At 73.5% G+C, this 23,169-nt stretch carries 17 protein-coding genes; 11 read left to right on the top strand and 6 right to left on the bottom strand.

The window, feature by feature from the left end; all coding sequences use genetic code 11:
* Window positions 1–12 precede the first annotated feature (12 nt).
* Complete coding sequence (locus V6U82_RS02505) at window positions 13–423, bottom strand: DUF3224 domain-containing protein (protein ID WP_013287019.1); 411 nt, start codon at window positions 421–423, stop codon at window positions 13–15.
* Between the two features lie 28 nt (window positions 424–451).
* Window positions 452–817 carry a VOC family protein gene (locus V6U82_RS02500; RefSeq protein WP_114920719.1) on the bottom strand — a complete coding sequence of 122 codons (366 nt, stop codon included), beginning with the start codon at window positions 815–817 and terminating at the stop codon, window positions 452–454.
* A gap of 265 nt (window positions 818–1,082) precedes the next feature.
* On the opposite strand from V6U82_RS02500, the gene V6U82_RS02495 reads away from it, so the two are divergent.
* The 5 genes from V6U82_RS02495 to V6U82_RS02475 all read left to right on the top strand — a co-directional run bounded on the left by V6U82_RS02495 (window position 1,083) and on the right by V6U82_RS02475 (window position 10,795).
* Complete coding sequence (locus V6U82_RS02495; RefSeq protein WP_233585713.1) at window positions 1,083–1,844, top strand: class I SAM-dependent DNA methyltransferase; 762 nt, start codon at window positions 1,083–1,085, stop codon at window positions 1,842–1,844.
* A gap of 12 nt (window positions 1,845–1,856) precedes the next feature.
* Entirely contained in the window at window positions 1,857–3,791 is a 1,935-nt protein-coding gene (locus tag V6U82_RS02490; RefSeq protein ID WP_334458923.1) for a KedN5 family methylcobalamin-dependent radical SAM C-methyltransferase, read from the top strand.
* 65 nt (window positions 3,792–3,856) lie between these two features.
* On the top strand, window positions 3,857–6,961 hold the full coding sequence (locus tag V6U82_RS02485) for a BTAD domain-containing putative transcriptional regulator (protein ID WP_334458922.1): 3,105 nt from the start codon (window positions 3,857–3,859) through the stop codon (window positions 6,959–6,961).
* Window positions 6,962–7,078: 117 nt separating this feature from the next.
* Window positions 7,079–8,725: a bifunctional 3-(3-hydroxy-phenyl)propionate/3-hydroxycinnamic acid hydroxylase MhpA gene (gene mhpA / locus V6U82_RS02480; RefSeq protein WP_334458919.1), complete on the top strand. Its 1,647-nt coding sequence runs from the start codon at window positions 7,079–7,081 to the stop codon at window positions 8,723–8,725.
* Window positions 8,726–8,761: 36 nt separating this feature from the next.
* A complete protein-coding gene (locus V6U82_RS02475) occupies window positions 8,762–10,795 on the top strand; it encodes a hypothetical protein (RefSeq protein ID WP_334458917.1) in 2,034 nt (677 codons plus the stop codon).
* Here V6U82_RS02475 and V6U82_RS02470 read toward each other — a convergent pair.
* Complete coding sequence (locus V6U82_RS02470) at window positions 10,749–11,063, bottom strand: hypothetical protein (RefSeq protein ID WP_334458916.1); 315 nt, start codon at window positions 11,061–11,063, stop codon at window positions 10,749–10,751. The two genes, V6U82_RS02475 and V6U82_RS02470, sit on opposite strands and share 47 nt — an antisense overlap.
* Window positions 11,064–11,493: 430 nt before the next feature.
* Between V6U82_RS02470 and V6U82_RS02465 the strand changes: the two genes are divergently transcribed.
* Window positions 11,494–11,973 (top strand): hypothetical protein, encoded by a 480-nt coding sequence (locus tag V6U82_RS02465; RefSeq protein ID WP_334458915.1) that lies wholly within the window; start codon window positions 11,494–11,496, stop codon window positions 11,971–11,973.
* 8 nt (window positions 11,974–11,981) lie between these two features.
* Here the strand turns inward: V6U82_RS02465 and V6U82_RS02460 are convergent, their stop codons facing one another.
* Window positions 11,982–12,590 (bottom strand): TetR/AcrR family transcriptional regulator, encoded by a 609-nt coding sequence (locus tag V6U82_RS02460; protein ID WP_334458914.1) that lies wholly within the window; start codon window positions 12,588–12,590, stop codon window positions 11,982–11,984.
* A gap of 243 nt (window positions 12,591–12,833) precedes the next feature.
* Between V6U82_RS02460 and V6U82_RS02455 the strand changes: the two genes are divergently transcribed.
* Window positions 12,834–13,574, top strand: a complete 741-nt coding sequence (locus V6U82_RS02455) for an alpha/beta fold hydrolase (protein ID WP_258545235.1) — start codon at window positions 12,834–12,836, stop codon at window positions 13,572–13,574.
* A gap of 376 nt (window positions 13,575–13,950) precedes the next feature.
* On the opposite strand, the gene V6U82_RS02450 is transcribed toward V6U82_RS02455, so the two are convergent.
* Complete coding sequence (locus tag V6U82_RS02450; protein ID WP_334458912.1) at window positions 13,951–15,165, bottom strand: cellulose binding domain-containing protein; 1,215 nt, start codon at window positions 15,163–15,165, stop codon at window positions 13,951–13,953.
* Between the two features lie 291 nt (window positions 15,166–15,456).
* Here V6U82_RS02450 and V6U82_RS02445 point away from each other — a divergent pair, with 291 nt between their 5' ends.
* Window positions 15,457–15,801, top strand: a complete 345-nt coding sequence (locus tag V6U82_RS02445) for a hypothetical protein (RefSeq protein WP_334458911.1) — start codon at window positions 15,457–15,459, stop codon at window positions 15,799–15,801.
* 49 nt (window positions 15,802–15,850) lie between these two features.
* Here V6U82_RS02445 and V6U82_RS02440 read toward each other — a convergent pair whose 3' ends face one another.
* Window positions 15,851–17,881: an acyl-CoA dehydrogenase family protein gene (locus V6U82_RS02440; protein WP_334458910.1), complete on the bottom strand. Its 2,031-nt coding sequence runs from the start codon at window positions 17,879–17,881 to the stop codon at window positions 15,851–15,853.
* Between the two features lie 167 nt (window positions 17,882–18,048).
* On the opposite strand from V6U82_RS02440, the gene V6U82_RS02435 reads away from it, so the two are divergent.
* The 3 genes from V6U82_RS02435 to V6U82_RS02425 are packed head-to-tail and all read left to right on the top strand — an operon-like array spanning window position 18,049 to window position 23,115.
* On the top strand, window positions 18,049–19,770 hold the full coding sequence (locus V6U82_RS02435; RefSeq protein ID WP_334458909.1) for an ABC transporter ATP-binding protein: 1,722 nt from the start codon (window positions 18,049–18,051) through the stop codon (window positions 19,768–19,770).
* A complete protein-coding gene (locus tag V6U82_RS02430; RefSeq protein ID WP_334458908.1) occupies window positions 19,767–21,557 on the top strand; it encodes an ABC transporter ATP-binding protein in 1,791 nt (596 codons plus the stop codon). The genes V6U82_RS02435 and V6U82_RS02430 overlap by 4 nt, the downstream gene beginning before the upstream one ends.
* A 34-nt stretch (window positions 21,558–21,591) precedes the next feature.
* The gene (locus tag V6U82_RS02425; RefSeq protein ID WP_334458907.1) at window positions 21,592–23,115 is read left to right on the top strand and encodes a class I SAM-dependent methyltransferase; all 1,524 of its coding nucleotides are present in this window, start codon (window positions 21,592–21,594) and stop codon (window positions 23,113–23,115) included.
* Window positions 23,116–23,169 lie beyond the last annotated feature (54 nt).

Here is a 23,169-nt window from a genome sequence, read left to right as displayed (position 1 = left end):
GGTCTCGGGGCGTCAGACGAGTTCGTCGAGGAGCTCGTAGTTCAGCGTGAAGGTGTGGCTGCCGTCCTCCAGCTTGCGCATGGTGGCGGTGCCCTGGATGCCGGCGAGCCCCTCGGTGCCGGTCCCCGGCACGATGTGCCACTCGGCGCCGCCCTCCTCGTCGCTCATCAATCCGACGGCCTGGTGCTGGAGCATGAAACTGCCCTTGGAACCGCCGATCGACACTTCGATCACCTCGTGACCGACGTATCCGGCGCCGCCCTTGCCATAGGCGAACAGGAACTGCGCGCGGCTGGTGCCCTCGAGTTCACCGGAATACGTCTTGGTGACCGAGGCCCGCGAGAATTTCATGCCGTCGGGGGTCTCCTGCCACTCGTCTTCGTCCCAGGAGTCGAGCGTAAATGAAGCGGTCGCGGTGCTCACCTTGTCTCATTCCTTCCGTGGTTCTTTTTCAGTCCCAAACCGAGGCGCAGAACGGGTGACCGGCCGGGTCGAGGAAGACCCGCCACTTCGCGTCGCCGGGCTGGTCGGCGGGTTTCGTCGCACCCAGGCGCAGCAACTCGGTCTCGGCCGTCTCGATGTCGTCGACGGCCAGGTCGAGGTGCAGTTGCTGGGGAACCGTCTGCCCGGGCCACTCCGGACGCCGGTAGTTCTCCACCCGCTGCAACGCCACGGCGACGCCGTCACCGTTGCGGAGGAACGCGCCCGACTCCGACTCGTGCACCGGCTCGAGGCCGGCTGCTTCCCGGTAGAAGGCCACCAGCGGGGCGATTTCGGAACAATCCAGTGTTACCGCCGCCAAGCGACCGACAGCCATTCACGTCTCCTGAAGATTTGTCGTCCGATCGAAAGCGTGGCCCGAGCCTAGCAATACGCCGTCGTCCACGCCACGGTTACCGGGTGTGTCGCGACCTGCCTGCTCATTAGACGGTTGCAAATGGACAGCACACACCGAAGGTTCCGCAGCATACCGGGGCAACCGTCGGCGGCGCCACCGTCACGCCAATCGAGTTGCTCTCACTTCGTGCTCAGAACAGCGCAGCGTCAGGCGCACCCGTCCGCCACGATTCGCCGGTACCCCAATGACCGGCGTGGAGGAGAACACGGTGGAAGGCTTCGAGATCTTCACCTACGGGGACGCCGTCGCCGACGTCTTCGACGGGACAGGTTGGGCCGGTGACCCGGGCGACACCGAGGAGACGATCGAGTGGCTCGCCGAGAACTCCGGCGGCGGGCCCGTCCTCGAACTCGGCGTCGGCACCGGCCGGGTCGCCGTCCCGCTGGCCCGCAGGGGCATCGAGGTGCACGGCATCGACGCGTCGGAGGGGATGCTGACGCAGTTGCGCGACAAACCCGGCGGCGAGCTGGTGCACGTGCACGTCCAGGACTTCACCGACTTCACGCTGCCGTACAAGTTCTCCCTGGCGTACGCGGTCTTCGACACCCTGCCGTTCATCACCGACCAGGAGGAGCAGATCCGCTGCTTCCAGAAGGTCGCCGACGTCCTGGAGCCGGGCGGGCGGTTCGTGATCCAGACGTCCATCCCCGACCCGGCGCGGTACGACCGCAACCAGCGCACCCAGACCGTACGGGTGGAGAAGGACCACGTCGTGATGACGTTCACCCGGCGCGAGCGGATCTCCCAGTGCTCGTCGATCCAGTTCGCGGTCCTGCGGCCCGACGGCATCCGGTTCTTCCCGATGCGCATCCGCACCGTCATGCCGTCCGAGATGGACCTGATGGCCCGCCTCGGCGGGCTCACCATGGAGTCGCGCTGGGGCCACTGGGACGGACGACCACTGCGCGACTCCGACGAGCGGCACATCACCGTCTACCGCAAGTAGGGCGGCGGATCGGTGGAGCACAGCCAGACGAACGCCGGCGACGCTGACCGGCACCTTCGGGTGGTCCTGGTGCAGCAGGGCGTCTGGGACATGCCGCTGGAGTCGCTGCCGCTCGCCTCGGCGTACCTCAAGGCGATGGTGTCCGGCGACGCCGAGCTGGACGCCCGGGTGTCGGTGGAGATCTGCAACTTCCGGGGGCGGGTGACGCACGGGGAGATGGCCGCCCGGCTGTTCGCCGGCCCCCTGCCCGACGTGATCGGGTTCTCCGTCTTCGGCTGGAACCAGCGCGCCTTCGGCGCGCTGGCCGCCACCTACAAGCAGCTCAACCCGCAGGGGTGGGTGCTCTTCGGCGGCACCCACGTCAGCGCGCAGGCCGACCGCGTGTTCCGGCTCTACCCGGAGATCGACGTCGTGGTCAACGGCGAGGGTGAGCTGACCTTCCTCGACCTGCTCCGCGCCCGGCTGGCCGGCGTGCCCGCGGACGACCTCGGCGAGGTGCTGGGCATCTCCTGGCACCGCGCCGACGGCAGCGTGGTCACCAACCCGGACCGGCCCCGGATCGAGGACCTCGACGTCATCCCGTCGCCGTTCCTCACCGGAGCCGTCGAATTGCTCGACGCCGACGGCCGGTTCCGCTACGACGTCGCGCTGTTCGAGACCAACCGCGGCTGCCCGTACAAGTGCTCGTTCTGCTACTGGGGCGGCGCGGTCGGCCAGCGGGTACGCGCGTTCTCCCGGGAACGGCTGCGCGCCGAGCTGGAACTGTTCGCCCGGTGCGGCGTGCACACGGTGGTCGCCTGCGACGCCAACTTCGGCATGCTGCCGATCGACCTGGAACTCGTCGACGACCTCATCGACATCAAACGGCGTCACGGCTTCCCGCTGGCCTTCGAGAGCTCGTGGGCCAAGAACAAGTCGAAGGTGTTCTACGAGATCGTGCGGCGGATGAAGGAGGCCGGGCTGCGCAGCTCCTTCACCCTGGCCCTCCAGTCGCTCAACCCGGACGCCCTGACGCTGATGCGCCGGCGGAACATGAAGGTCAACGACTGGCGTGACCTGGTGCGGTGGCTCAACCGGGAAGGGCTGGACTGCTACGCCGAGCTGATCTGGGGTGCGCCGGGCGACACCGTCGAGTCGTTCCTGGCCGGGTACGACGAACTCGCCCAGCACGTGTCCCGCATCGCCGTCTACCCGATCATGCTGTTGCCGAACACCGAGTACGCGGAGAACAAGGAGCTGTACGGCATCGTCGCGCTGCGCGGCGACAACGACGACTTCGAGTACGTGCTCGCCCACCGCACCATGACGTTCGAGGACAACGCCGTGATGCAGCGGTTCCTGTTCTGGGCCCGGGTGATGGCCGAGAACGCCGTCCTGCGTCACTGCTGGCTGCCGCTGCGGCGGCTGGCCGGGTGGGAGCAGTCCCGGGTCCTCAACAGCCTCGCCGACTGGGCGGACACCACCTCGGCGCGGGAGGCGATCCCGTTGCGGGAGGCCGCGATGCGGGGGCACGGCGGCGGCGCGCCGGCGTACGCGGCCGCCATCGGCTACCTCTTCACCGAGGCGGACGGGCGGCGGGCGCTGGAGCTGTGGTGGCAGGAGGTGGTCTCGCGGCAGCTCGCGGACGACGTCCGCCCGTTCCTCGACGAGGTGTACCGCTACGACCTGCTGACCCAGCCGGTCTGCGATCCCGACGAGCTCCCCGTCGTCGAGATCGGCGGTGTCGAGTACTTCCACCGCCCGGACGTGACCCTGGCGTACGACGTGCCGGGCGTCCTCGCGCGGATGCGCGCCGACGAGCCGGTCTCACTGGAGCCGGACCCGGTCCGGGTCGACATCTACTACCGCACCGGCGCCATGACCGCTGTGATGTCGACGAACCACGAGGAGATCCTGCACTTCATGGGGGAGGTGCGGAGGGCAGGCAGCCCGCTGACCGTGCCCTGACCGATCGTCGGTGTCCGGAGTGGACCGGGCGCTGCCATACTCGGCACGATGGGGTCGTCGTCGACGTGACTGTGCAGTTCCGTGTGCTGGGCCCGCCGGAGGTCGTCCGGAACGGGCGGGTCGTGCCCCTCGGCGGGCCGAAGCAGCAGGCGCTGCTGGCCCTGTTCCTGCTGCGGCCGAACCGGTTCGTCGCCGCCGACTGGCTGGTCGACGCGCTCTGGGACGCGCGACCGCCGGCCAGCGCGCCGACCACGCTGCGCACGTACGTCGCCGGGCTGCGCCGGGCCGTGGAGCCGCAACGGTCCCACCGCGAGCCGGCGCGCGTCCTGCGCAGCCACCCGCGGGGGTACGAGCTGCGGGTCGACTCCGACGCGGTGGACGCGATCCGGTTCGCCGGCCTGGTGGACCGGGCGGCGGACGCGCTCGCGGCCGGGCAGGCGGCGGCCGCCGAGCGGACGTACACCGAGGCGCTGGCGTTGTGGCGCGGCGAGCCGCTGGCGGGCGTGGCCGAGCTGGCCGCGGTGCGCCCGGAGGCGGCCCGGCTGGCCGAGCTGCGGTTGAGCGCTGAGGAGGGGCGGTTGACCGCCGCCGTCGCCGCCGGACGGCACGCGACGCTGCTGCCGGAGCTGCGCCGGTTCGTGTCGGCGAACCCGCTGCGTGAGGGCGCCCGGGCGCAGTTGATGCTGGCGCTGTACCGCTCGGGGCGGCAGACCGAGGCGCTCGCCGTCTTCGACGAGGGGCGCCGGATCCTGGCCGGCGAGTACGGGCTCGACCCCGGTGAGCAGATCCGCGCGGTGCACCGGCTGATCCTGGAGCAGGCCGTACCGCCGGACCGGAGCAGCCCGGCGGAGGTCGCCGGCCCGGCGGCGGCCGGACGCCCGGCCCCGCCGGAGCGTGACGGCGGACCGCTCGTGGGCCGGGACGCGGAGCTGGAGCGGCTGCGGGAGACGCTGGACGCGGCGACCGGGCACGGCGGGCGGGTGCTGACGCTGGTGGGGGAGGCCGGTATCGGCAAGACCAGCCTCGCCGCGGCGCTCGGCGCGCGGGCCGCCGCGACCGGCGTCCCGGTGGTCTGGGGCCGGTGCCCGGACGTCGGGCAGGCGCCGCCGTTCTGGCTGTGGAGCCAGGTGGTACGCGCGCTGGTGGCGATGCCGCAGACCGGCGCCACCGGCTCGGCGGGCCGGCTGGGCGGGTTCGCCGCCGGCGCGCCGACCGGGCCGGCGGACGGTCGCGGTCTGGACCCCACGGCGCGGTTCCAGGTGTACGAGGCGGTGGCCGAACTGGTGCACGCGGCGGCCCGGGAACGTGGCCTGCTCGTGGTCCTGGACGACCTGCACGCCGCCGACCCGGACTCGCTGCTGTTGCTGCGGTTCCTCGCCGCCGCCCTGCCCGCGTCCCGGGCGCTGGTGGTCGCCACGCTCCGGCCGTACGACGACGACCCGGCTCTGGTGGCGACCGTCGCCGAGCTGGCGCGCGGGAGCGGCTTCGGTCAGGTCCGGCTCGCCGGGCTGGACGCCTCGGCGGTCGCCGACCTGGTCCGGGACCGCACCGGCGAGGCGCCACCGGAGCCGGTGGTGACCCGGCTGGTCACCCGGACCGGGGGGAACCCGTTCTTCCTCACCGAGCTGCTGCGGTCCCGGACCGGCCCGGCCGCCGGCGCGGAGCTGCCGCCGAGCATCCGGGACACCGTGCGGCTGCGGCTCGCCGGACTGCCCGGCCCCACCCGGCGGTGCCTCGACCTGCTCAGCGTGGCCGGGCACGACCTGGACCTGGCGGTGCTGGCGGCGGCACTGGACAGCACCGCCGAGGCGGTCGCCGAGGACCTCGCCCCGGCGTATCCGGCCGCGCTGGTGGTCGAGACCGGGCCGGGCGCGCTCGCGTTCCGCCATCCGCTGATGGCCGAGGTCACCTACGCCGAGCTGGTCCCGCCGCGCCGGGCCGCGCTGCACGCCCGGCTGGCCGCCGCGTACGAGCGGACTGCGGGCACCGCACCGGCGGAGCTGGCCCACCACTACGGCGAGGCCGTCGGGCTCGGCCACGGCGAGGACCATCTGCGGTGGTCGCTGCGCGCCGCCGACGACGCCACCCGCCGGGTCGCCTACGAGGACGCGCTCGGCCACCTGGAACGCGCCGCGCTCCGGCTGGCCCCGGCCGCGCGGGTCACGCCCGGCGCGGCGGTCACCGAGCTGACCGTCCAGTTGCACCGCGCGGCCCTGCTCCAGATGACGGTGGGCGTCGGCAGCGACGCGGTCGACCGGGTCTGCGCCCGCGCCCGCGAACTGCTGACGCTGGTGGGGCCGGACGCCGACATCCGCCACGCGCTCTGGGCGCTCGGCGAACTGGCCGCCAACCGGGCCGAGTTCGCCATCTGCGCCGACCTCGCCGGGCGGCTCGTCCGGGCACCGGACGACGGCAGCGGGCTGATCGCCGTCGCCGGTGAGTACCTGCTCGGCGCGGTCGGCTACTTCACCGGCCGCCAGGCCGAGGGCGAGCGGCGGCTCACCGCGGGCATCGAGCGGCTGCGTACCGTCGACCGGGCGCTGCTGCGCCGCGAGGTCGGACGGCGCCCCGTGCTGGCCTGCCACAACTTCCGGGCGCTCGTGCGCTCGATGCGCGGCGACCCGGCCGGGGCGTGGGCGGACATCGCCGCCGCCGAGGCCCTCGCCGAGGAACTCGACGACCCGTACGGCCGGGCCAACGCGGCGCTCTACGCCGCCTGGCTGGCGATGCAGGAACACGACGTCGCCGCGGCCGACGCGGCGGGGCGACGGTGCCGGGACATCGGCCGGGCCACCGGCCTGCCGCACATGACGGCGACCGGCGCGTACTTCCTGGAGTGGGCGGCCGCGCGCGGCGGCGACCACGGCCGGCTCGACGCGATGCGCGCCGCCGCAGAGGAGTTCTACCGTCCCGGGCTGCGGTCCACCCGGACCATCACGCTCTGCGCGATGGCCGAGGCGTACCTGACCGGCGGCCGTCCGGACACCGCGGCGACGCTGGCCGAGGAGGCGCTGGCACTGGCGGACCGGGTGGGCGAGCGCGTCTTCGTCGCGGAGCTGCACCGGATCCGCGGCGCGGCCCGGCGCGACCGCGCGGAGTGGGACCTCGGCGCGCGGATCGCCGCCGGCCAGGGCGCGGCTCTGCTGCTGCCCCGGTTCGCCGCCTTCTGACCGGTGTGGAGGCCCGCCTCCACGCCGCCTCCACACCCCTTCCACAGCGGGCTGGTGCCCTGACCGGTGCCGGGCGGCGGAGAACCGTCCGGGACCACGTTCCGAAGGGGCACCATGATGGACTCAGTTCAGCCGCCGGCTCACCAGGAGGTCCAGGAGGTCGAGGTCGCCGTCATCGGCTGCGGGCCGGTGGGCGCGCTCACCGCCAACCTGCTCGGCGCCCGCGGCGTCACCACGCTCGTCGTCGAACGCAGCGCGGCCCCGCACGGTCAGCCGCGGGCCTTCTCCTGCGACGACGAGGCGCTGCGCATCTACCAGCAGGCTGGCCTCCTCGACGAGGTACGCGACGAGATGATCGCGCCGCCGCTGGTCGAGTACGTCAACCGCGCGGGCCGGGTCTTCGCCCGGATGAAGCTGTCCGAGACGGACTTCGGGTACGGGCACGCGCCGCTGCGTTTCTTCGACCAGCCACGACTGGAACACACGCTGCGCACCGGGCTGGACCGCTTCCCGCACGTCCAGCTCGCGCTCGGCACCGAGCTGGTCGGCCTCACCCAGGACGAGGACGGCGTGACCGTGCTGCTGTCCGACGTGGCCGGCGGGCAGCGGCGGGCGGTCCGCGCCCGGTACGTGCTCGGCTGCGACGGCGCCCGCAGCGCCACCCGCGCCGCCGTCCGGATCCCGCTGTCCGGGGCGAGCTACGCCGAACCGTGGCTCGCGGTCTCCGGCGACGTGCCGCCCGACGCGGTACGGGTGCCCGACACCACGTTCGTCTGCGACTGGCGGCGCCCGGCGTTCGTCTCTCCGGGCGCGGCCGGCAGCTACCGGATGGAGTTCATGCTGCGCCCGGGCGAGACCGAGGACGAGATGCGGCGGCCGGAGAGCATCGCCGCGCTCGTCTCCCCGTACGTCGACCCGGACCGGTTCACCGTCACCCGGGCGGTGGTCTACACCTTCCACCACCTCGTCGCGCGGCGGTGGCGGGAGGGGCGCGTGTTCCTGCTCGGCGACGCGGCGCACCAGATGCCCCCGTTCATGGGCCAGGGCCTGTGCAGCGGCCTGCGCGACGCGGCGAACCTGTCGTGGAAGCTGGCGCTGGTGCTGTCCGGCGCCGCCGACCCCGCCGTGCTCGACACGTACGAGACCGAGCGGCGCCCGCACACGGTGGAGATGGCGCGTACGAGCGTCCGGCTGGGACATGTCTTCCTGGCCCGCAACCGGATCACCGCCGGGCTGCGCGACACCGCGCTGCGGGCGGTCCAGACGATTCCCCGGGTACGGCGGTTCGTCGAGCGCTTCGAGTTCAAGCCGGTCCCGGCGTACCGGCGGGGCCTGATGGCCGGCGGGCGGCGCGACGGCGTGGTCGGGACGATGTTCCCCCAGCCGCGCGTCCTCGTCCCGGGTGTGCCCGGCGAGCGCCTGCTCGACGAGGCGCTCGGCGACGGCTTCGCGGTGCTGGGCCGCGCCGGCGTGGCCGACCCGCCCGGACCGCTGTGGCAGGGGCCGCCGGTGCGGTTCGTCGCGGTCCACCCGCCCGGCACGCCGATCGCCGGCCTGCCGGACCCGCTCGCCGCGGCGGGGGACGACCGGCCGGGCCGCGTCGACGTGGTCGACGCCGACGGGGTGCTCGGCGGGTGGCTGCGGCGGCACGGCGCCGACCTCGTGGTGCTGCGGCCGGACCGGTTCGTGTTCGCGCTGGTGAGGAACGGCGGCCCGGCGGCGTCGATTGTGGCGCCCCTTGCCGGGATCCGTTCACGAGCGTAGGAAGAACACCACCGTCCGATGTCGAAGGAGACACGCGTGCCCACCCCCAGACGGCTCCGTCTCGCCGTGTCCGCGTTGGTGACCGCATCGGCCGTGCTGCTCGGCTCCGGCGCCGCCGCGGCGCCGTCCGCGACTTCCGCGCCGGCCGGGCAGCGGTCCTGCGACCCGATCGACCCGGCGGCCTGCCTGCTGCCGTTCCCGAACGACTACTTCACCGTCCCGGACCGCAGCACCCCGACCGGCAAGCGGGTCCGGTTCGCGGCCTCCGCGATGCCCGCCAACGTGCTCGGCGTGCCGATCGACCCGGCCGAGTGGAACCGGCAGGACGGGTTCAGCCCCGGCTCGCCGATCCTGGCGCGCGTACCCGGCCTCGACGCCGCACGGACGCGGATCGCGCCGGTCACCGACGTCGGCCGCTCCCTGACGCCGGACGCGCCGATCGTGCTCCTCGACGCCCGCACCGGCCGGCGTACGCCGTACTGGGCCGAACTGGACGCGCACGCCGCCGGCAGCCCGGACCGGCAGGTGCTGATCATCCGGCCGGCGGTGGCGCTGACCGAGGGCGCCCGGTACGTCGTCGCCCTGCGCGGCATGCGCGACGGCGACGGAGCGCTGATCCCGGCGCCGAAGGCGTTCCGACGGTATGTGACCGGCGCCGGCCTGGACCATCGGGACTCCCGCGCGCCGCAGATGAAGCGGATCCTCGCCGACCTGAGCCGGGCCGGCGTCGAGCGGCGCAGCCTCTACCTGGCCTGGGACTTCACGGTCGCCAGCAGGCAGGGCCTAACCGGGCGGATGCTGGCGGTCCGGGACGGCGCGTTCGCCGCGCTCGGCCGCCGTGCGCCCTCGTTCACCGTCACCCAGGTCACCGACTACACGCCCGAGCAGGACCCGCTGATCGCCCGGCAGGTGACCGGCACCGTCGCCGTACCGTCCTACCTGACCGGTGACGGCGGGCCGGGCTCGCGGCTGCACTACGGGCCGCCCGGCGGCGACGGCACCCCGCCGACGCCGAGCGCCCTGCCCACACCGTCCGGCACGACCGTGGCGGCCGACTTCGTCTGCAACATCCCGCGCAGTGCGTCCGCCGCGCGACCGGCCCACCTCTCGCTCTACGGTCACGGCCTGCTCGGCCGGCCCACCGAGATCAACGCCGGCAACGTCAAGACCATGTCGCAGACGTACGACTTCACCTTCTGCGCGACGAGCTGGATCGGCATGGCCGCGGCCGACGTCCCGTACGTGGCGGGTGCCTTCACCGACCTCAGTGCCTTCCCGGCGGTGGCCGACCGGCTCCAGCAGAGCTTCCTGAACTTCCTCTTCCTGGGGCGGACGATGATCCACCGCGACGGCTTCGCCGCTCACCCGGCGTTCCGTGACGCCGCCGGGCGGCCGCTGATCGACGTGAAGGGCGGACTGCACTACGACGGCAACAGCCAGGGCGGCATCAACGGCGGCGCACTGACCGCCATCGCCCAGGACTGGACCCGCTCGGTGCTCGGCGTGCCCGCGATGAACTACTCCACGCTGCTGCAACGCAGCGTCGACTTCGCCCCGTTCCAGACCGTCCTCGACGGCTACTACCCGGACAAGATCGACCAGCAGATCGTCTTCGGTCTGCTCCAGATGCTGTGGGACCGGTCGGAGGCCAACGGGTACGCCCGGCACATGACCGACCGGCCGCTGCCGCGTACCCCGGCGCACCGGGTGCTGATGCACGTGGCCTTCGCCGACCAGCAGGTCTCGACCGTCGCGGCGGAGGTCCAGGCGCGCACCATCGGCGCCCGCCTGCACACCCCGGCGCTCGCCCCCGGCTGGTCGCCGGACGTTGCGCCGTTCTGGGGCATCGCGCCGATCCGCAGGTACCCGTACGCCGGCTCGGCCATGGTGGTCTGGAACAGCGGTGCGGCCTACGCGCCGCCGCCGACGAACCTCGCACCGGCCGGACCGGAGTACGGCGAGGACTCGCACGAGTTCCCGCGCGCCCAGCCCGGCGCCCAGCGGCAGAAGGCGGTGTTCCTGCTCACCGGCAAGGTGATCGACGTCTGCGCGGGCGGCCCCTGCCCGTGACGGCCCGGCCGGGCGTGCCGCTCGGCACGCCCGGTCGATCCGGCGGGGGAGTGTCGCCCCCGAGGTGACCGAGCACCCGGCGGAGTCGGGCGGCGTACGCGTCGAGGAACTCGGGCGAGTCGGCCGCCAGGCCGGTCAGCCGCCGGACCACCTGTGGCAGCACGGTGGGCGCCATCGCCGCCGCGAAGAACGTCAGCACCACGTACGCCGGGTCCAGGTCGGCGGACAGTTCACCGCTGCGCAGGCGGCGGCGGACGTCGTCGACCATCGCCGTGAAGTACGCCCGGGTCTCGCCCTCGGTGGCTCCGAGGTCCCACCGGGCCGGTCGACACGCTGCGCGACCGCGGGCGGCCGCCGGGGGTTCCGGCCCCGCCGGTGGTTCGGGGGGAGGGCCGGAGCGCGACGCCGAGGCGTGAGCCGCCCGCGCTCGTCCCGCGAGAGACGCCACGGAGATCGCCCCCAGAGGGAGAACGATCGGTCTTGACGCGGGGCCGCCACGAGGTCATGCTTATGTGAGACAGAACGTTCGTTCTCTCTCGCGGCCCGGCGGCCGCCGGACGTTCGCGCGCGCTCAGGAACCACCGAGAGGATGTCCATGACCACCTCCGTCACCACCCCCCCCCCGCGTCCCGGCCGCGGCGGCCGGACTGCGGCGGCTGTACTTCGTCCGCTTCGTCTTCGCCGCCGTCTGGGTCGCGGTGACGCTCCCGCTCGCCGGGCACCTCGACCCGGTGACCGTGACGCTGCTCGTGATCTACCCGCTGTTCGACGTGGCCGCCGCCGTGGCCGACATCCGCGCCTCGCGGGCCGCCGGATCGCCGGCCCCGCTCTACCTGAACGTCGCGGTGAGCCTGCTGGCCGCCGTCGGCCTGGCCGTCGCCGGTACGTCCGGCGTCCCGGCCGTGCTGCGGGTGTGGGGCGCCTGGGCGGTCGTGGCCGGACTCGTCCAGTTGATCGTGGCCGTGCCGCGCCGCCGGCTGGGCGGTCAGTGGCCGATGATCCTCAGCGGCGGCATCTCCGTCCTCGCCGGGGCGTCGTTCGTCGCGGCCGCGTCGGCCGACGATCCGGCGCTGACCGGCGCGATCGGCTACGCCGTGCCCGGCGCCGTGTTCTTCCTCGTCTCGGCCGTCCGCCTCGGCCGCGCGGCGCGGGCGGACGCCTCGCCCGAGGTGGTCTGAGCGCCGGATCAGCCGGCGGATCCGGCCGGCCCGTGCCCGGTGTTGACGCACAGGAGCCCTTCGACCCCGCGCAGGAACGTCTCCGACACCAGCGCGGGGTCGAAGAGGCAGCCGGCCGCCATGGCGCCGTCGCGGAGCATGACGAAGTGGCGGGCGGCGGCGTCCGCCGTCGGCTCGTGGACCTGCGCCATCTGGGCGGTGAGCGTGTCGAGGAACCATTGGCGGTGGGCGATGATCTCCCGGTGCACCGGATGCTCGTCGTCCGGATATTCCGCCGCCGCGTTCAGGAATGCGCAGCCCCGGAATCCGGGGGACCGGATGCCCCTGGCGACGGACTCGGCGACGGCCAGCAGGCGATCGACGGGAGACGGGTTGTCCGCGATCGCCGCTTCCACGGCGGCGCGGTCCATTTCGTGCACCCGCCGCAGATAGGCGAGAATGAGATCGTCCTTACCGGGAAAGTGCCGGTAAAAGGTGGCGCGGGTGACTCTCGCCTCCGCGATGATCCGGTCGACCCCGACGGAATGGATACCTTCGGCGTAGAAGACTCTGGTCGCCGTGTCGAGAAGCCGGATTCGTGCCTCCGAGGGCCGGGTGCCAGAGCTCTCACGCGCCATGACCCCATGTTAACGAACAGAACGTTCGGTCCGGGACGTGGCCACCGGCCCTCGCCGGCCGGGTTGGTTCTCAGCATTCTCTCAGCCGGGCGTTCGTGGGAATCGGTTGCGGGGTTCGGGCTCCTCGGATAGCGGCGGAAGGGCCGGTGTGACCATTCACCGACGTGTCCGCATTCCGCTGACAGCGATTCCGCGCGTGTCCGATATTGGAGTCTCCGCCGGGCCTGTCGAAAGGAATGTCAGATGAGCGCCGCACCCATGCCGGAGACCGGAATGCCGACTGTCGTGCTCGTTCACGGGGCATTCGTGGACGGGTCGAGCTGGAACGGGGTGATCGCCGATCTCCAGCGCCGCGGCTATCCGGCCATCGCCGTCGCGAACCCGCTGCGCAGCGTGCAGGGGGACGCCGCCTACCTGCGCGCCCTCGTGGACAGCCTGTCCGGACCGGTCGTGCTGGCAGCCCACTCCTACGGCGGAGCGATCATCACCGAGGCCGCGGACGGCGCCGCCAACGTCCGGGCCCTGGTGTACGTCGCCAGCTTCAGCCCGGATGTCGGCGAATCGGTCGCCGACCTGAACGCGAGGTTCCCCGGCAGCCGGCTCGCCGACAACGTCCAGGCGGTGCCGATCCCCGTGCAGGACGGCGGCGCGGACATGGACCAGTACGTCAAGCAGGAGACCTACCCGGACTTCTTCGCCCCCGACGTCCCCCGGGAGACCGCCGCGGTGATGGCGGCCACGCAGCGGCCGGCCGCGGCGAACACGCTGACCGACAGCGTGACGCGGGCCGCCTGGAGGAGCATCCCGTCCTGGACGCTCGTGACCACCCAGGATCTGGCGATCCCGCCGGATCTGCAGCACTTCCTGGCACAGCGGGCCGGGTCGACGACGGTCGAGGTCGACGCGTCCCACGCGGTGACCGTCTCGCAGCCGGCCGCCGTCGCGGACCTCATCGACACCGCGGCGCAGGCCACGTCGAGGTGACGTTCCGCAGCCGGATCGGACTGATGTCCTAGGACGGTCAAGAGGGTGTGCCGGCCGCGTCGGCCGGCACACCGTGCAGAGGCGTCGCGCGGGGAGGTCTGCGTCTCACGGCGGACGCGGGGCGCGGTGACGCCGCGTCCGTACCGTCCGGCGGGCCGCGGTCGTCGCGTCCGTACCGCTCGCGCTGACGCCGCCGGCCCCGGCGCCGGCGTGGCCGCACAGCCGGGGCCGGGACCAGCTCGTGGCCGTCGTCGACTCCGGTGTCACCGGCGGCCTTCCCGGACCGTCCACGACGGACCGGGGCCGCCGGGGGTGGCGGCGAGACGGTACTCACCTCGGCGGGGCCGGCATCCGCTGCCGGCCCCGCCGAGGTGGCTCAGCTTCCGGCGCAGGTGACGGTGGCGCCGCCGCCGGTACCGGTGCCCTGGAATCCGAAGGTGGTGGCCTGCCCCGCGGCCAGCCGTCCGTTGTAGCTCTGGTTGGCCACGGTGACGGTGCCGCTGGTGCCGCTGGGCACGCCGTTCCACAGCGAGCTGATCGCGGCGCCGCCCGGCAGCGTGAGCGTCACGCGCCAGCCGGTCAGCGCGGTACCCCCGGCGGTGACCGTCACGTTGGCGACGAAGCCACCGTTCCACTGGTCCTGGACGGCGTAGACGGCGGTGCAGGCGGCCCCACCCGGCGGCGGTGTGGTCGGCGGGGGCGTGGTGGGCGGCGGGGTCGTGGGCGGGGGAGTGGTGGGCGGCGGGCCGTCCAGCGTCAGGTTCTTCTGCTGGACGCTCCACTGGCTGCGGCACAGACCGCAGTCCGGGCCGACGAAGTTGGCGCCGGCGCTGACGTCGCCCTTCAGGCGCCACTTGAGGTAGAGCACCGCGACGCGGCCGAACTCGCCGCCGTCGGGCTGGTCGTAGGTGCCGCCGTGTCCGACGTTCAGGTTGCCCATGAAGGCGGGCAGCCCGGTCGGCAGCTTGCCCCAGTCGTCCATCGCGTTCGGGTACGCGATGTCGCTGGGCCCGCCGATGAAGTACGCGATCGGCTTGGTCAGTCTCCGCAGCTGGTAGTCGTCGGCGTCGTTCAGCAGGCCGCTGCTGAAGATGCCGGTGGTGGTGACGCGCGGGTCGTTCGAGACCGCGTACGCCTCCAGGCCACCGCAGGAGAAGCCGGCCACGGCGATCTTCGTGGTGTCGATCCGGTTGTAGTACTTGCTGCCCGACCGGGAGTTCTCCGCCACTGCCCAGTCGATGGACTGGGTGAGCATCTGGGAGTTCGTGGAGCCGGAGCCGTTCGGTGCGCCGTTGGCGATGGCGAGGAAGCCGTGGGAGGCGATCTCGCGCAGGAAGTTGCCCTGCGACAGGCCGTTCGCCGAGCAGGCGCCGTTGCCCCACACCAGGACGGGAAGGCGCTCGGACGGGAGCGTCTGGGGCCGGAAGATGGTGTGGCCGGGCAGGCTCGACGAGGTCTCGTAGTCGGCGGGGTAGGGCCCCGAGCCGCCGATCGCGGCACCGGCCGGTGCCGCGCCGAGCGCCACGACCACGGCGGCGAGCGGGACGAGGGCGGCCGCCAGCCCGGCGTAGATCTTCGATCGTCTTCTCATGCGCCCTCCAGGGGACGTCGTGACGGCGCTCCCTGGATGGTGGTGGTGGCGGTGAGTCGACACGTCGGTGTGGCGCCGCCGCGATGCGTCCCCGCGGAGGGACCGGCGGGAGCTTTGCAGTTACTATCACCGCCGTAACGAAATGTGTCAATATACGTCGGTCGATGTTTGCCGCCGACTTGATTGACAACTCAACCTTTCTGCGGCACCGTTGGCATCGATGCGCATCGCTCCTGACGGGGCGGGAAACCGCCGCCCCTCCCTGGCCGACCACCGTCCCTGGAGGACAGAATGCGCACGTCCGTCCTGCGAGTCGCCGCCGGTCTCGCCGCCGCGGCCCTGACCGTCCCGCTGATCGCCGCGCCCGCCGCAGCCGATCCGGCGTCGATCCCGAACCCCGACACGGGTCTGGTCTTCTACTCCAGCAATCCGCTCGCCGTGGTCGCCCGGCAGGCCGCGCCGGACGACCTCTGCCGCCCGTTCCCGGCCGACGCCGACTGGCTGCTCGGCTGGAGCGGCGGTTTCCAGAACGTCATCGGCTACCACTCCAGCGACTGCAGCGGGCACGGGTACGGGCTCGGCCTCTTCCGGGGCTGGACGACGCGCGGCACGTTCGGCTCGTACCGGACGCTCTGACGAACCCCGCGACGCCGGTCCGCGGTACGCCCTGTGCTGCGTACCGCGGCTACGGGGCGGCGGCCGGCGAATCGGCGGTGGCGGCCGTCGACTCGGCGCCCGCCGCCTGCGGGTCGGCTGCGTCGTGGGCGGCCATCTCGTCCTGCCGGGCGGGCTCCTCGCGCAGGATCGCGGCGTGCAGCCACGCATCCGGGATGGCGAAACCGTCCACGAGCGTGCGCATGTACGGGCGCAGCTCCTTGAGCAGCCCGTTCACCACCCCGGTGATCGCCTTCGACCGGGCCGGGGTGAGCCGGCCGTGCTCCAGCAGCCAGCCCTTGTTCGCCTCGATGACGCTCAGCGCGTACAGGTCGCAGACCCGCGACAGCAGCTCCTTGACCCCCGGGTCGGCGGTGGCGTCGATGCCGGCGACGAACGCCTCCAGCGTGACGCGGTCGACGTGCGCGGCGGCGACGGCGAGGACGTGGTCCTGCACGTCGTTGAAGATGTCGAACGGGCGGTCCTTCTTGCTGGACGCGCCACCACGCAGGCGGCGGACCGCGCTGTCGAGCAGGTGCTCCTCCCGGTCCTCGAACACCTTGAGCTGCCAGCCCCGGTCAGTGACGGCGACCTCGTCGTCCCGGCCGGGCACGGCACCGACCAGCCGCGCGATGAGTGCCCGGGCGGCGGTGCGCTCCAGCACCATCTCGCGTACCTGCTCGGCGACGAAGGACGCGCGTCCCCAGCCGTCCAGCGAGCCGAACTCGTCCCGGTAGCCGGTCAGCAGCCCCTTGGCGACGAGCTGGAGCAGGACCGTGTTGTCGCCCTCGAACGTGGTGAACACGTCGGTGTCGGCCTTGAGGCTCGGCAGCCGGTTCTCGGACAGGTAACCGGCGCCGCCGCACGCCTCCCGGCACGCCTGGATGGTGCGTGTGGCGTGCCAGGTCTGCGCCGCCTTGAGCCCGGCGGCCCGCGACTCCAGCTCCCGCTGCCGGTGCTCGTCGACCGGCCCGTCGCCGCCCTGGATCTCGTCGAGCGCGGCGACCAGCTCGGTCTGGGCGAAGTGCAGCGCGTACGTGGTGGCCAGCGCGGGCAGCAGCTTGCGCTGGTGGGCCAGGTAGTCGTTGAGCAGCACCTCGCGGTCGCCCTCGGCGTCACTGAACTGGCGGCGGATGTCGCCGTACCGCACCGCGATGGCCAGCGCCGCCTTGGTGGCCGCCGACGCGGCGCCACCCACGCTGACCCGGCCCCGCACCAGCGTGCCGAGCATGGTGAAGAAGCGGCGGGAGTCGTTCTCGATCGGGCTGGAGTACGTCCCGTCCTCGGCCACCTGCGCGTACCGGTCCAGGAGCATGTCCCGCGGCACCCGTACGTGGTCGAAGCTGAGCCGCCCGTTGTCCACGCCGAGCAGTCCGGCCTTGGGGCCGGCGTCGCCGATCGTCACGCCGGGCATCGGGTTGCCGTGCTCGTCGCGGATCGGCACCAGCCACGCGTGCACCCCGTGGCGGCGCCCGCCGGTGATCAGCTGGGCGAAGACCACAGCCATCCGCCCGTCCCGGGCCGCGTTGCCGATGTAGTCCTTGCGCGCCGCCTCGTGCGGCGTGTGCAGGTCGAAGGTCTGCGTCTGCGGGTCGTACTCGCAGGTGGTGCGCAGTTGCTGCACGTCCGAGCCGTGGCCGGTCTCGGTCATCGCGAAGCAGCCGAAGATCCGTCCCTCGACGATGTCGCGCAGGTAGGCGTCGTGGTGCCGCTTCGTGCCGAGGGCGGCGACCGCGCCGCCGAACAGGCCCCACTGCACGCCGGCCTTCACCATGAGTGACAGGTCGACCTGCGCCAGCATCTCGGTGGCGACGATCGAGGCGCCCACGTCGGACCGGCCGCCGTACTCGGCCGGGAAGCCCGCGGCGATGCCCAGCTCGACCGGCAGTTCGCCGAGCAGCCGGGTGATCCGCTCGCGCGCCTGGTCGCCGGTCTCGCCGTAGACCGGCAGGAAGCGCTCGTCGAGGTGTTTGCGGTGAGCCTGACGGACCTCGGCCCACGGTCCGTCGAGCGTATCCTGAAGGCGGGCGATGTCGATGCGGCCGGACGCGTGATCGAGCATGGTCGCTCCTCGGGGCAGCGGACATATGGGTGCACTCTCGGCCTGATCAACATTACCGGCGGTCACCGTGCCCCGCTGGCGGAGACCGTGGTGAGCCGTGCCACCCGACTCGGCCACCGAGGCTGAGGTTAGGCTGTCCTCACTTCGATCACTGGAGGCATCTCCTCGTGTCCCCGCTCCCCGCCGGCAGCGCCGTCACGGCCCGGCACGTGCTGCGTCAGGCGTTGCGCCGCCAGCGACGGCCGGTGCTGATCGGCGTGACGCTGCTCGGCCTGCACCAGGTCGCCGAGGCGCTCGTGCCGGTGGCGATCGGCGTCATCATCGACCGCGCCGTGGTCACCGGCGACCCGTGGGCGCTGGCGTACTCGGTCGCCGGCCTCGCGGCCCTGTTCGCCGTGCTCGCGTTCGCCTACCGCAACGGCGCCCGCCAGGCGTACGCCGCGGTGGAGCGGGAGGCGCACCTGCTGCGGGTGGAGATTGCCGAGCGCGCGCTCGACCCGCGCGGGCACCGCTCCGGCCTGCGCGACGGCGAACTGCTCTCGGTCGCCGCCTCCGACGCCGAACTCTCCGCGCTCGTGGTGCGGGTGGCCGGGTTCGGTGTCGCCGCGGTGACCGCGCTCACCGTCGCGGCGACCGCGCTGCTGGTCATCGACGTCCCCCTCGGACTCGGCGTGCTCGTCGGTGTACCGGTGCTGGTCCTGGTGCTGCAACGGATGGCGCCACTGCTGTCCCGGCGCAGCACCTCCCAGCAGGAGGCCCTCGCGGAGACCACGGCGCTCGCCGTGGACCTCGTCTCCGGCCTGCGCGTGCTGCGCGGCATCGGCGCCCAGCACCACGCCGCCGGCCGGTACGCCGCCGCCAGCCGCAACGCCCTCGCGGTCACGCTGCGCGCCGCCAACACCAAGGGACTGCACCTCGGGCTCACCACCGCCGCCAACGGCCTGTTCCTCGCGGCGGTCGCCGGGGTGGCCGGCTGGCTCGCCCTGCGCGGCCGGCTCACCATCGGCGAGCTGGTCACGGTGGTCGGGCTCGCGCAGTTCGTCGCCGAGCCGGTGCAGACCATGGGCTGGTGCGTGCAGCTGTTCGCGATGGCCCGCGCCTCCGCCGCCCGGGTGGCGCGCGTGCTCGGCGCCGAGCCGCTGACGCGGCCCGGCGACGCACCGGCCCCGGCACACCCGGACGGACCGCGGCTGGCCCTCGACGACGTCGGGCACGCCGGCCTGGACGGGGTGAACCTGCGCGTCGGCCCCGGCGAGGTGGTCGGTGTGCTCGCGTACGACCCGGCGGACGCCGAGGCGCTGGTGGCGCTGCTGTCCGGGCGGGTGCCGCCGGATGCGCGCCGGGGCGCCGTGCGTGTCGACGGCGTGCCCGCCGACGAGCTGCACGTCGACGCGCTGCGCGGCACCGTGCTGGTCGAGCCGCACGACGTGACGCTGTTCGAGGGCACGGTGGCGGCCAATCTCGCCGCCGGTGCCCGTACCGACCAGGCGCGGCTGCACGCCGCAGTCCGGGCGGCCGCCGCCGAGGACGTGGTGGACGCGCACCCCGACGGTCTCGGCCACCGCCTCGTCGAGCGGGGCGTGAACCTCTCCGGTGGACAGCGCCAGCGGCTCGGGCTGGCGCGGGCGCTGCACGCCGACCCGCCCGTGCTGGTGCTGCACGATCCCACCACCGCCGTCGACGCGGCCACCGAGGCGCAGCTCGCCGACGGACTCGCCGAAGCGCGCCGGGTGGCCCCCCGGGGCACGCTGCTGATCACCAGCAGCCCGGCACTGCTGCGGATCACCGACCGGGTGGTGGTGATCGCCGACGGCCGGGTGGCCGCCGAGGGACCGCACGAACGCCTGCTGGCCTCCGACGCCCGCTACCGCGAGGAGACACTGCGGTGACCGCTGACCCGCGTACCCCCGGCCGGACGTTGCTGCCGGTCGCGTCCGCCCGGCAGACCTGGACCACGCTCGGCGCCCAGTTCCGCGACCGGCCCGGCCTCAGCGCCGCCGCCGCGACGGTGCTCGTCGCCGCCGCCACGGGCGGCCTGGTCGCGCCCTGGGTGCTCGGCCGCCTGGTCGACGACGTCATCGCCGGCGCCCCGGTCTCCCGGATCGCCGGCCGGGTGGCGGTGATCGCCGCCGCCGCCGTGCTCACCGGCCTGCTCACGGCGCTCGGCGCCGCGCTCGCGTCACGGCTCGGCGAGACGGTGCTGGCCCGGCTGCGCGAGCGCGTCCTCGACCGGGCGCTGCACCTGCCGTCCGCGACGCTGGAACGGGCCGGCACCGGCGACCTGCTGGCCCGCGTCGGCGACGACGTGGCGGTGGTGACGAACGTGATCGCGGTGAGCGGCCCGGCGTTCGTCGGCGCGCTGCTGTCCGTCGTGCTCACCGTTTTCGGGCTGGTCGCGCTGGACTGGCGGCTCGGCCTCGCCGGGCTGGTGGCCGCGCCCGCGTACGCGCTGGCGCTGCGCTGGTACCTGCGGCGCTCGATGCCGTACTACGCCCGCGAGCGGGTCGCCACCGGTGAGCGGACGCAGGCGATGGCCGGGGCGCTGCGCGGCGCGGCGACGGTGCGCGCGTACCGGACCGAGGACGCGCACGTGGCGGCCATCGCCGAGCGTTCGGGCGTGGCGCGCGACCTGTCGCTGGAGATCTTCAACCTGCACACCCGCTTCGGGCTGCGGATCAACCGGTCGGAGTTCCTCGGCCTGGCCGCGGTGCTCGTGGCCGGGTTCTTCCTGGTCCGCGACGACCTGGTCACCGTCGGCGCGGCGACCACCGCCGCGCTCTACTTCCACCGCCTGTTCAACCCGATCGGCCTGCTGCTGCTGGAGTCCGACTCGGTGTTGCAGGCCGGCGCGAGCCTCGCCCGCCTGGTCGGCGTGGCGAGCCTGCCCGACACCGCACCGCCCACCGCGTCCGGCCCGGCCACCGCGCCGGCCGGCCCGCGCGGCCCGGCGGCGCTGGACGTCACCGTGCGCCGGCACCACTACGACGACGGGCCGCTGGTGCTCGCCGACGTCGAGCTGCGCCTGGCGCCGGGGGAGCGGGTCGCGCTCGTCGGCGCCAGCGGCGCCGGCAAGAGCACGCTCGCCGGCATCGCCGCCGGGATCATCGCCCCCACCGACGGATCGGTACGCCTCGGCGGCGTGCCGCTGACCGGGGCGGGCGAGGCCACCGCCCGGCGCGACGTCGCACTGGTCAGCCAGGAGGTGCACGTCTTCGCCGGGCCGCTCGCGGAAGATCTGCGCCTGGCCGCCCCGGACGCGACCGACGCCGAGCTGCTCGACGCGCTGGAGCGGGTCGGCGCCACCGCCTGGCTGCGTGCCCTCCCGGACGGGCTGGCGACGCCGGTGGGCGAGGGCGGCCACCGGCTCACCGCCGCGCAGGCCCAGCAGGTCGCCCTGGCCCGGCTGGTGCTCACCGCGCCCGCCGTCGCCGTGCTGGACGAGGCGACCGCCGAGGCCGGCAGCGCCGGGGCCCGCGACCTGGACCGGGCGGCCCTCGCGGCCACGCGGGGGCGTACCACGCTGATCGTGGCGCACCGGCTCAGCCAGGCGGTCACCGCGGACCGGATCGTCGTGCTCGACCACGGCCGGATCGTGGAGCAGGGCACGCACGACGAGCTGCTGGACGCCGGCGGCCGGTACGGCCATCTGTGGCGCTCCTGGCGCGTCCCGGTATGATCACCGACCGCTTTACCGCCCAGGCGAGGTGCCCATGACCGACCTGCCGACCCGCTTCGTGCTGTTCCCGGGACGGCACCACCTGCTGACCCGGTTCCAGGCCGACTACCTGAGCCGGCTCGCCGGCGACGAGGCCACAGTGGTCTGGGCGGTGACGTCGGCCAACCACGACAACACCCGGCGCAACCCCGTCGCGTACCACAGGCGGGAGGCCGCGATCGAGCGGTTCAGTGTGCTGACCGGGCTGCGCTCGCTGGCCGTGCCGATCTTCGACACCGCGTACACCGACGCGTTCGCGGAGGTCACGCTCAAGAGCATCGCGGTGGCCACCGGGCTCGAACTCACGCCCGCCGACACGGCGGTGGCCTGCTCCACACCGGAGGTCGCGAAGCTGTACGAACGGCTCGGCTTCGCGATCGCGCAGGTCGAGGCCGACCCCGACCTGCGCGAGACGCCCGAACGGCCGTGGGACGTGCTGCTGCGCCTGGCCGCCGGCGACGAGACCTGGCGGACGCTCACCCACCCGGCGACGATCGACGTGTTCGAGCGCTACCGCCTGGTCGAGGCGATCCGGTCGGTGGTGAACGACCCGCTCGTCGGCGACGAGGGCGGCCTCACTGTCACCCGCGACTACCGGACGTACGTGGAGGCGTTCGCCTCGGCCGCGCACCGCAAGTGGGACTCGGTGCGCCGGTACGTGCAGCCCGGACGGATCGTGGACATCGGCTGTGGCGCGGGCGCGGTCCTGGAGCTCGCCGACCGGGAGGCCACGCTGCGGGAGAGCGACCTGATCGGCGTGGAGGTGGCCCGCCACCTCTACCAGGAGTGCCTGCACAAGAAGGCGCAGGGCGTGTTCCGCAACGCCAACGTCTACTTCTTCCACCGCAACGTCCTGGGCGGCGCGGTGTTCAAGGACCGGTCGGTGGACACCACGCTCACCTTCGCGCTCACCCACGAGATCTGGTCGTACGGGCGGCAGCGGGAGTCGCTGCTCCAGTTCGCCCGCCGCATCCACGACCACACGGTTCCCGGCGGCGTCTGGATCAACAGCGACGTGTGCGGACCGGACGAGCCGGACCGGCCGGTGATCCTGCGGCTGACCGGCGACGACGGCGACAACCCCGCCTCGCCCCGCCGTGATCTGGCCGGCCTGTCCTCGGCCGAGGTCAAGCGGTACGTCTCCGGACTGTCGACGCGGGCGCGACTGGACCAGTTCGCCGTGGACTTCGCGTTCGGCTTCGACTACGAGCCGCTCGACGACGGCGCGGTACGCCTCGGCCTGGGCGCGGCGATGGACTACCTGACCCGCAAGGACTACACGGACAACTGGCTGTCGGAGACGAAGGAGCAGTTCTGCGGCCTGAGCTTCGCCGACTGGACGGCGCTGCTCACCGAGGCGGGCTTCGAGATCGGCCCGGCCTCGGCCCCGGTCCGCAACGACTGGGTGATCGACAACCGGATCGCGCCGGTCGCGTCCCTCACCGACCTGGACGGCCGGCCGCTGGACTGGCCGACCACCCACGTGCTCACCGTCGCCCACCGCCCGCGCAACGCCTGAGACCACCGCCGCCCGCCGGACCGGCTGTACGCGGCCGGACCGGCGGGCGCCCGT

This window comes from Micromonospora sp. CPCC 205554, from assembly GCF_036902745.1.
Classification (GTDB): Bacteria; Actinomycetota; Actinomycetes; order Mycobacteriales; family Micromonosporaceae; genus Micromonospora; species Micromonospora tulbaghiae.
Note: the sequence above shows the minus strand (reverse complement) of the source record. Positions and strands in the feature narration are given on the sequence as shown.

Excerpts from the sequence above, each read along its gene's own strand:
- V6U82_RS02470 (WP_334458916.1), bottom strand. The coding sequence starts at position 11,063 with ATGGTCGACGACGTCCGCCGCCGCCTGCGCAGCGGTGAACTGTCCGCC.
- mhpA (WP_334458919.1), top strand. The coding sequence starts at position 7,079 with ATGGACTCAGTTCAGCCGCCGGCTCACCAGGAGGTCCAGGAGGTCGAG.
- V6U82_RS02445 (WP_334458911.1), top strand. The coding sequence starts at position 15,457 with ATGCGCACGTCCGTCCTGCGAGTCGCCGCCGGTCTCGCCGCCGCGGCC.
- V6U82_RS02500 (WP_114920719.1), bottom strand. The coding sequence starts at position 817 with ATGGCTGTCGGTCGCTTGGCGGCGGTAACACTGGATTGTTCCGAAATC.
- V6U82_RS02455 (WP_258545235.1), top strand. The coding sequence starts at position 12,834 with ATGAGCGCCGCACCCATGCCGGAGACCGGAATGCCGACTGTCGTGCTC.
- V6U82_RS02440 (WP_334458910.1), bottom strand. The coding sequence starts at position 17,881 with ATGCTCGATCACGCGTCCGGCCGCATCGACATCGCCCGCCTTCAGGAT.
- V6U82_RS02425 (WP_334458907.1), top strand. The coding sequence starts at position 21,592 with ATGACCGACCTGCCGACCCGCTTCGTGCTGTTCCCGGGACGGCACCAC.
- V6U82_RS02495 (WP_233585713.1), top strand. The coding sequence starts at position 1,083 with ATGACCGGCGTGGAGGAGAACACGGTGGAAGGCTTCGAGATCTTCACC.
- V6U82_RS02450 (WP_334458912.1), bottom strand. The coding sequence starts at position 15,165 with ATGAGAAGACGATCGAAGATCTACGCCGGGCTGGCGGCCGCCCTCGTC.
- V6U82_RS02460 (WP_334458914.1), bottom strand. The coding sequence starts at position 12,590 with ATGGCGCGTGAGAGCTCTGGCACCCGGCCCTCGGAGGCACGAATCCGG.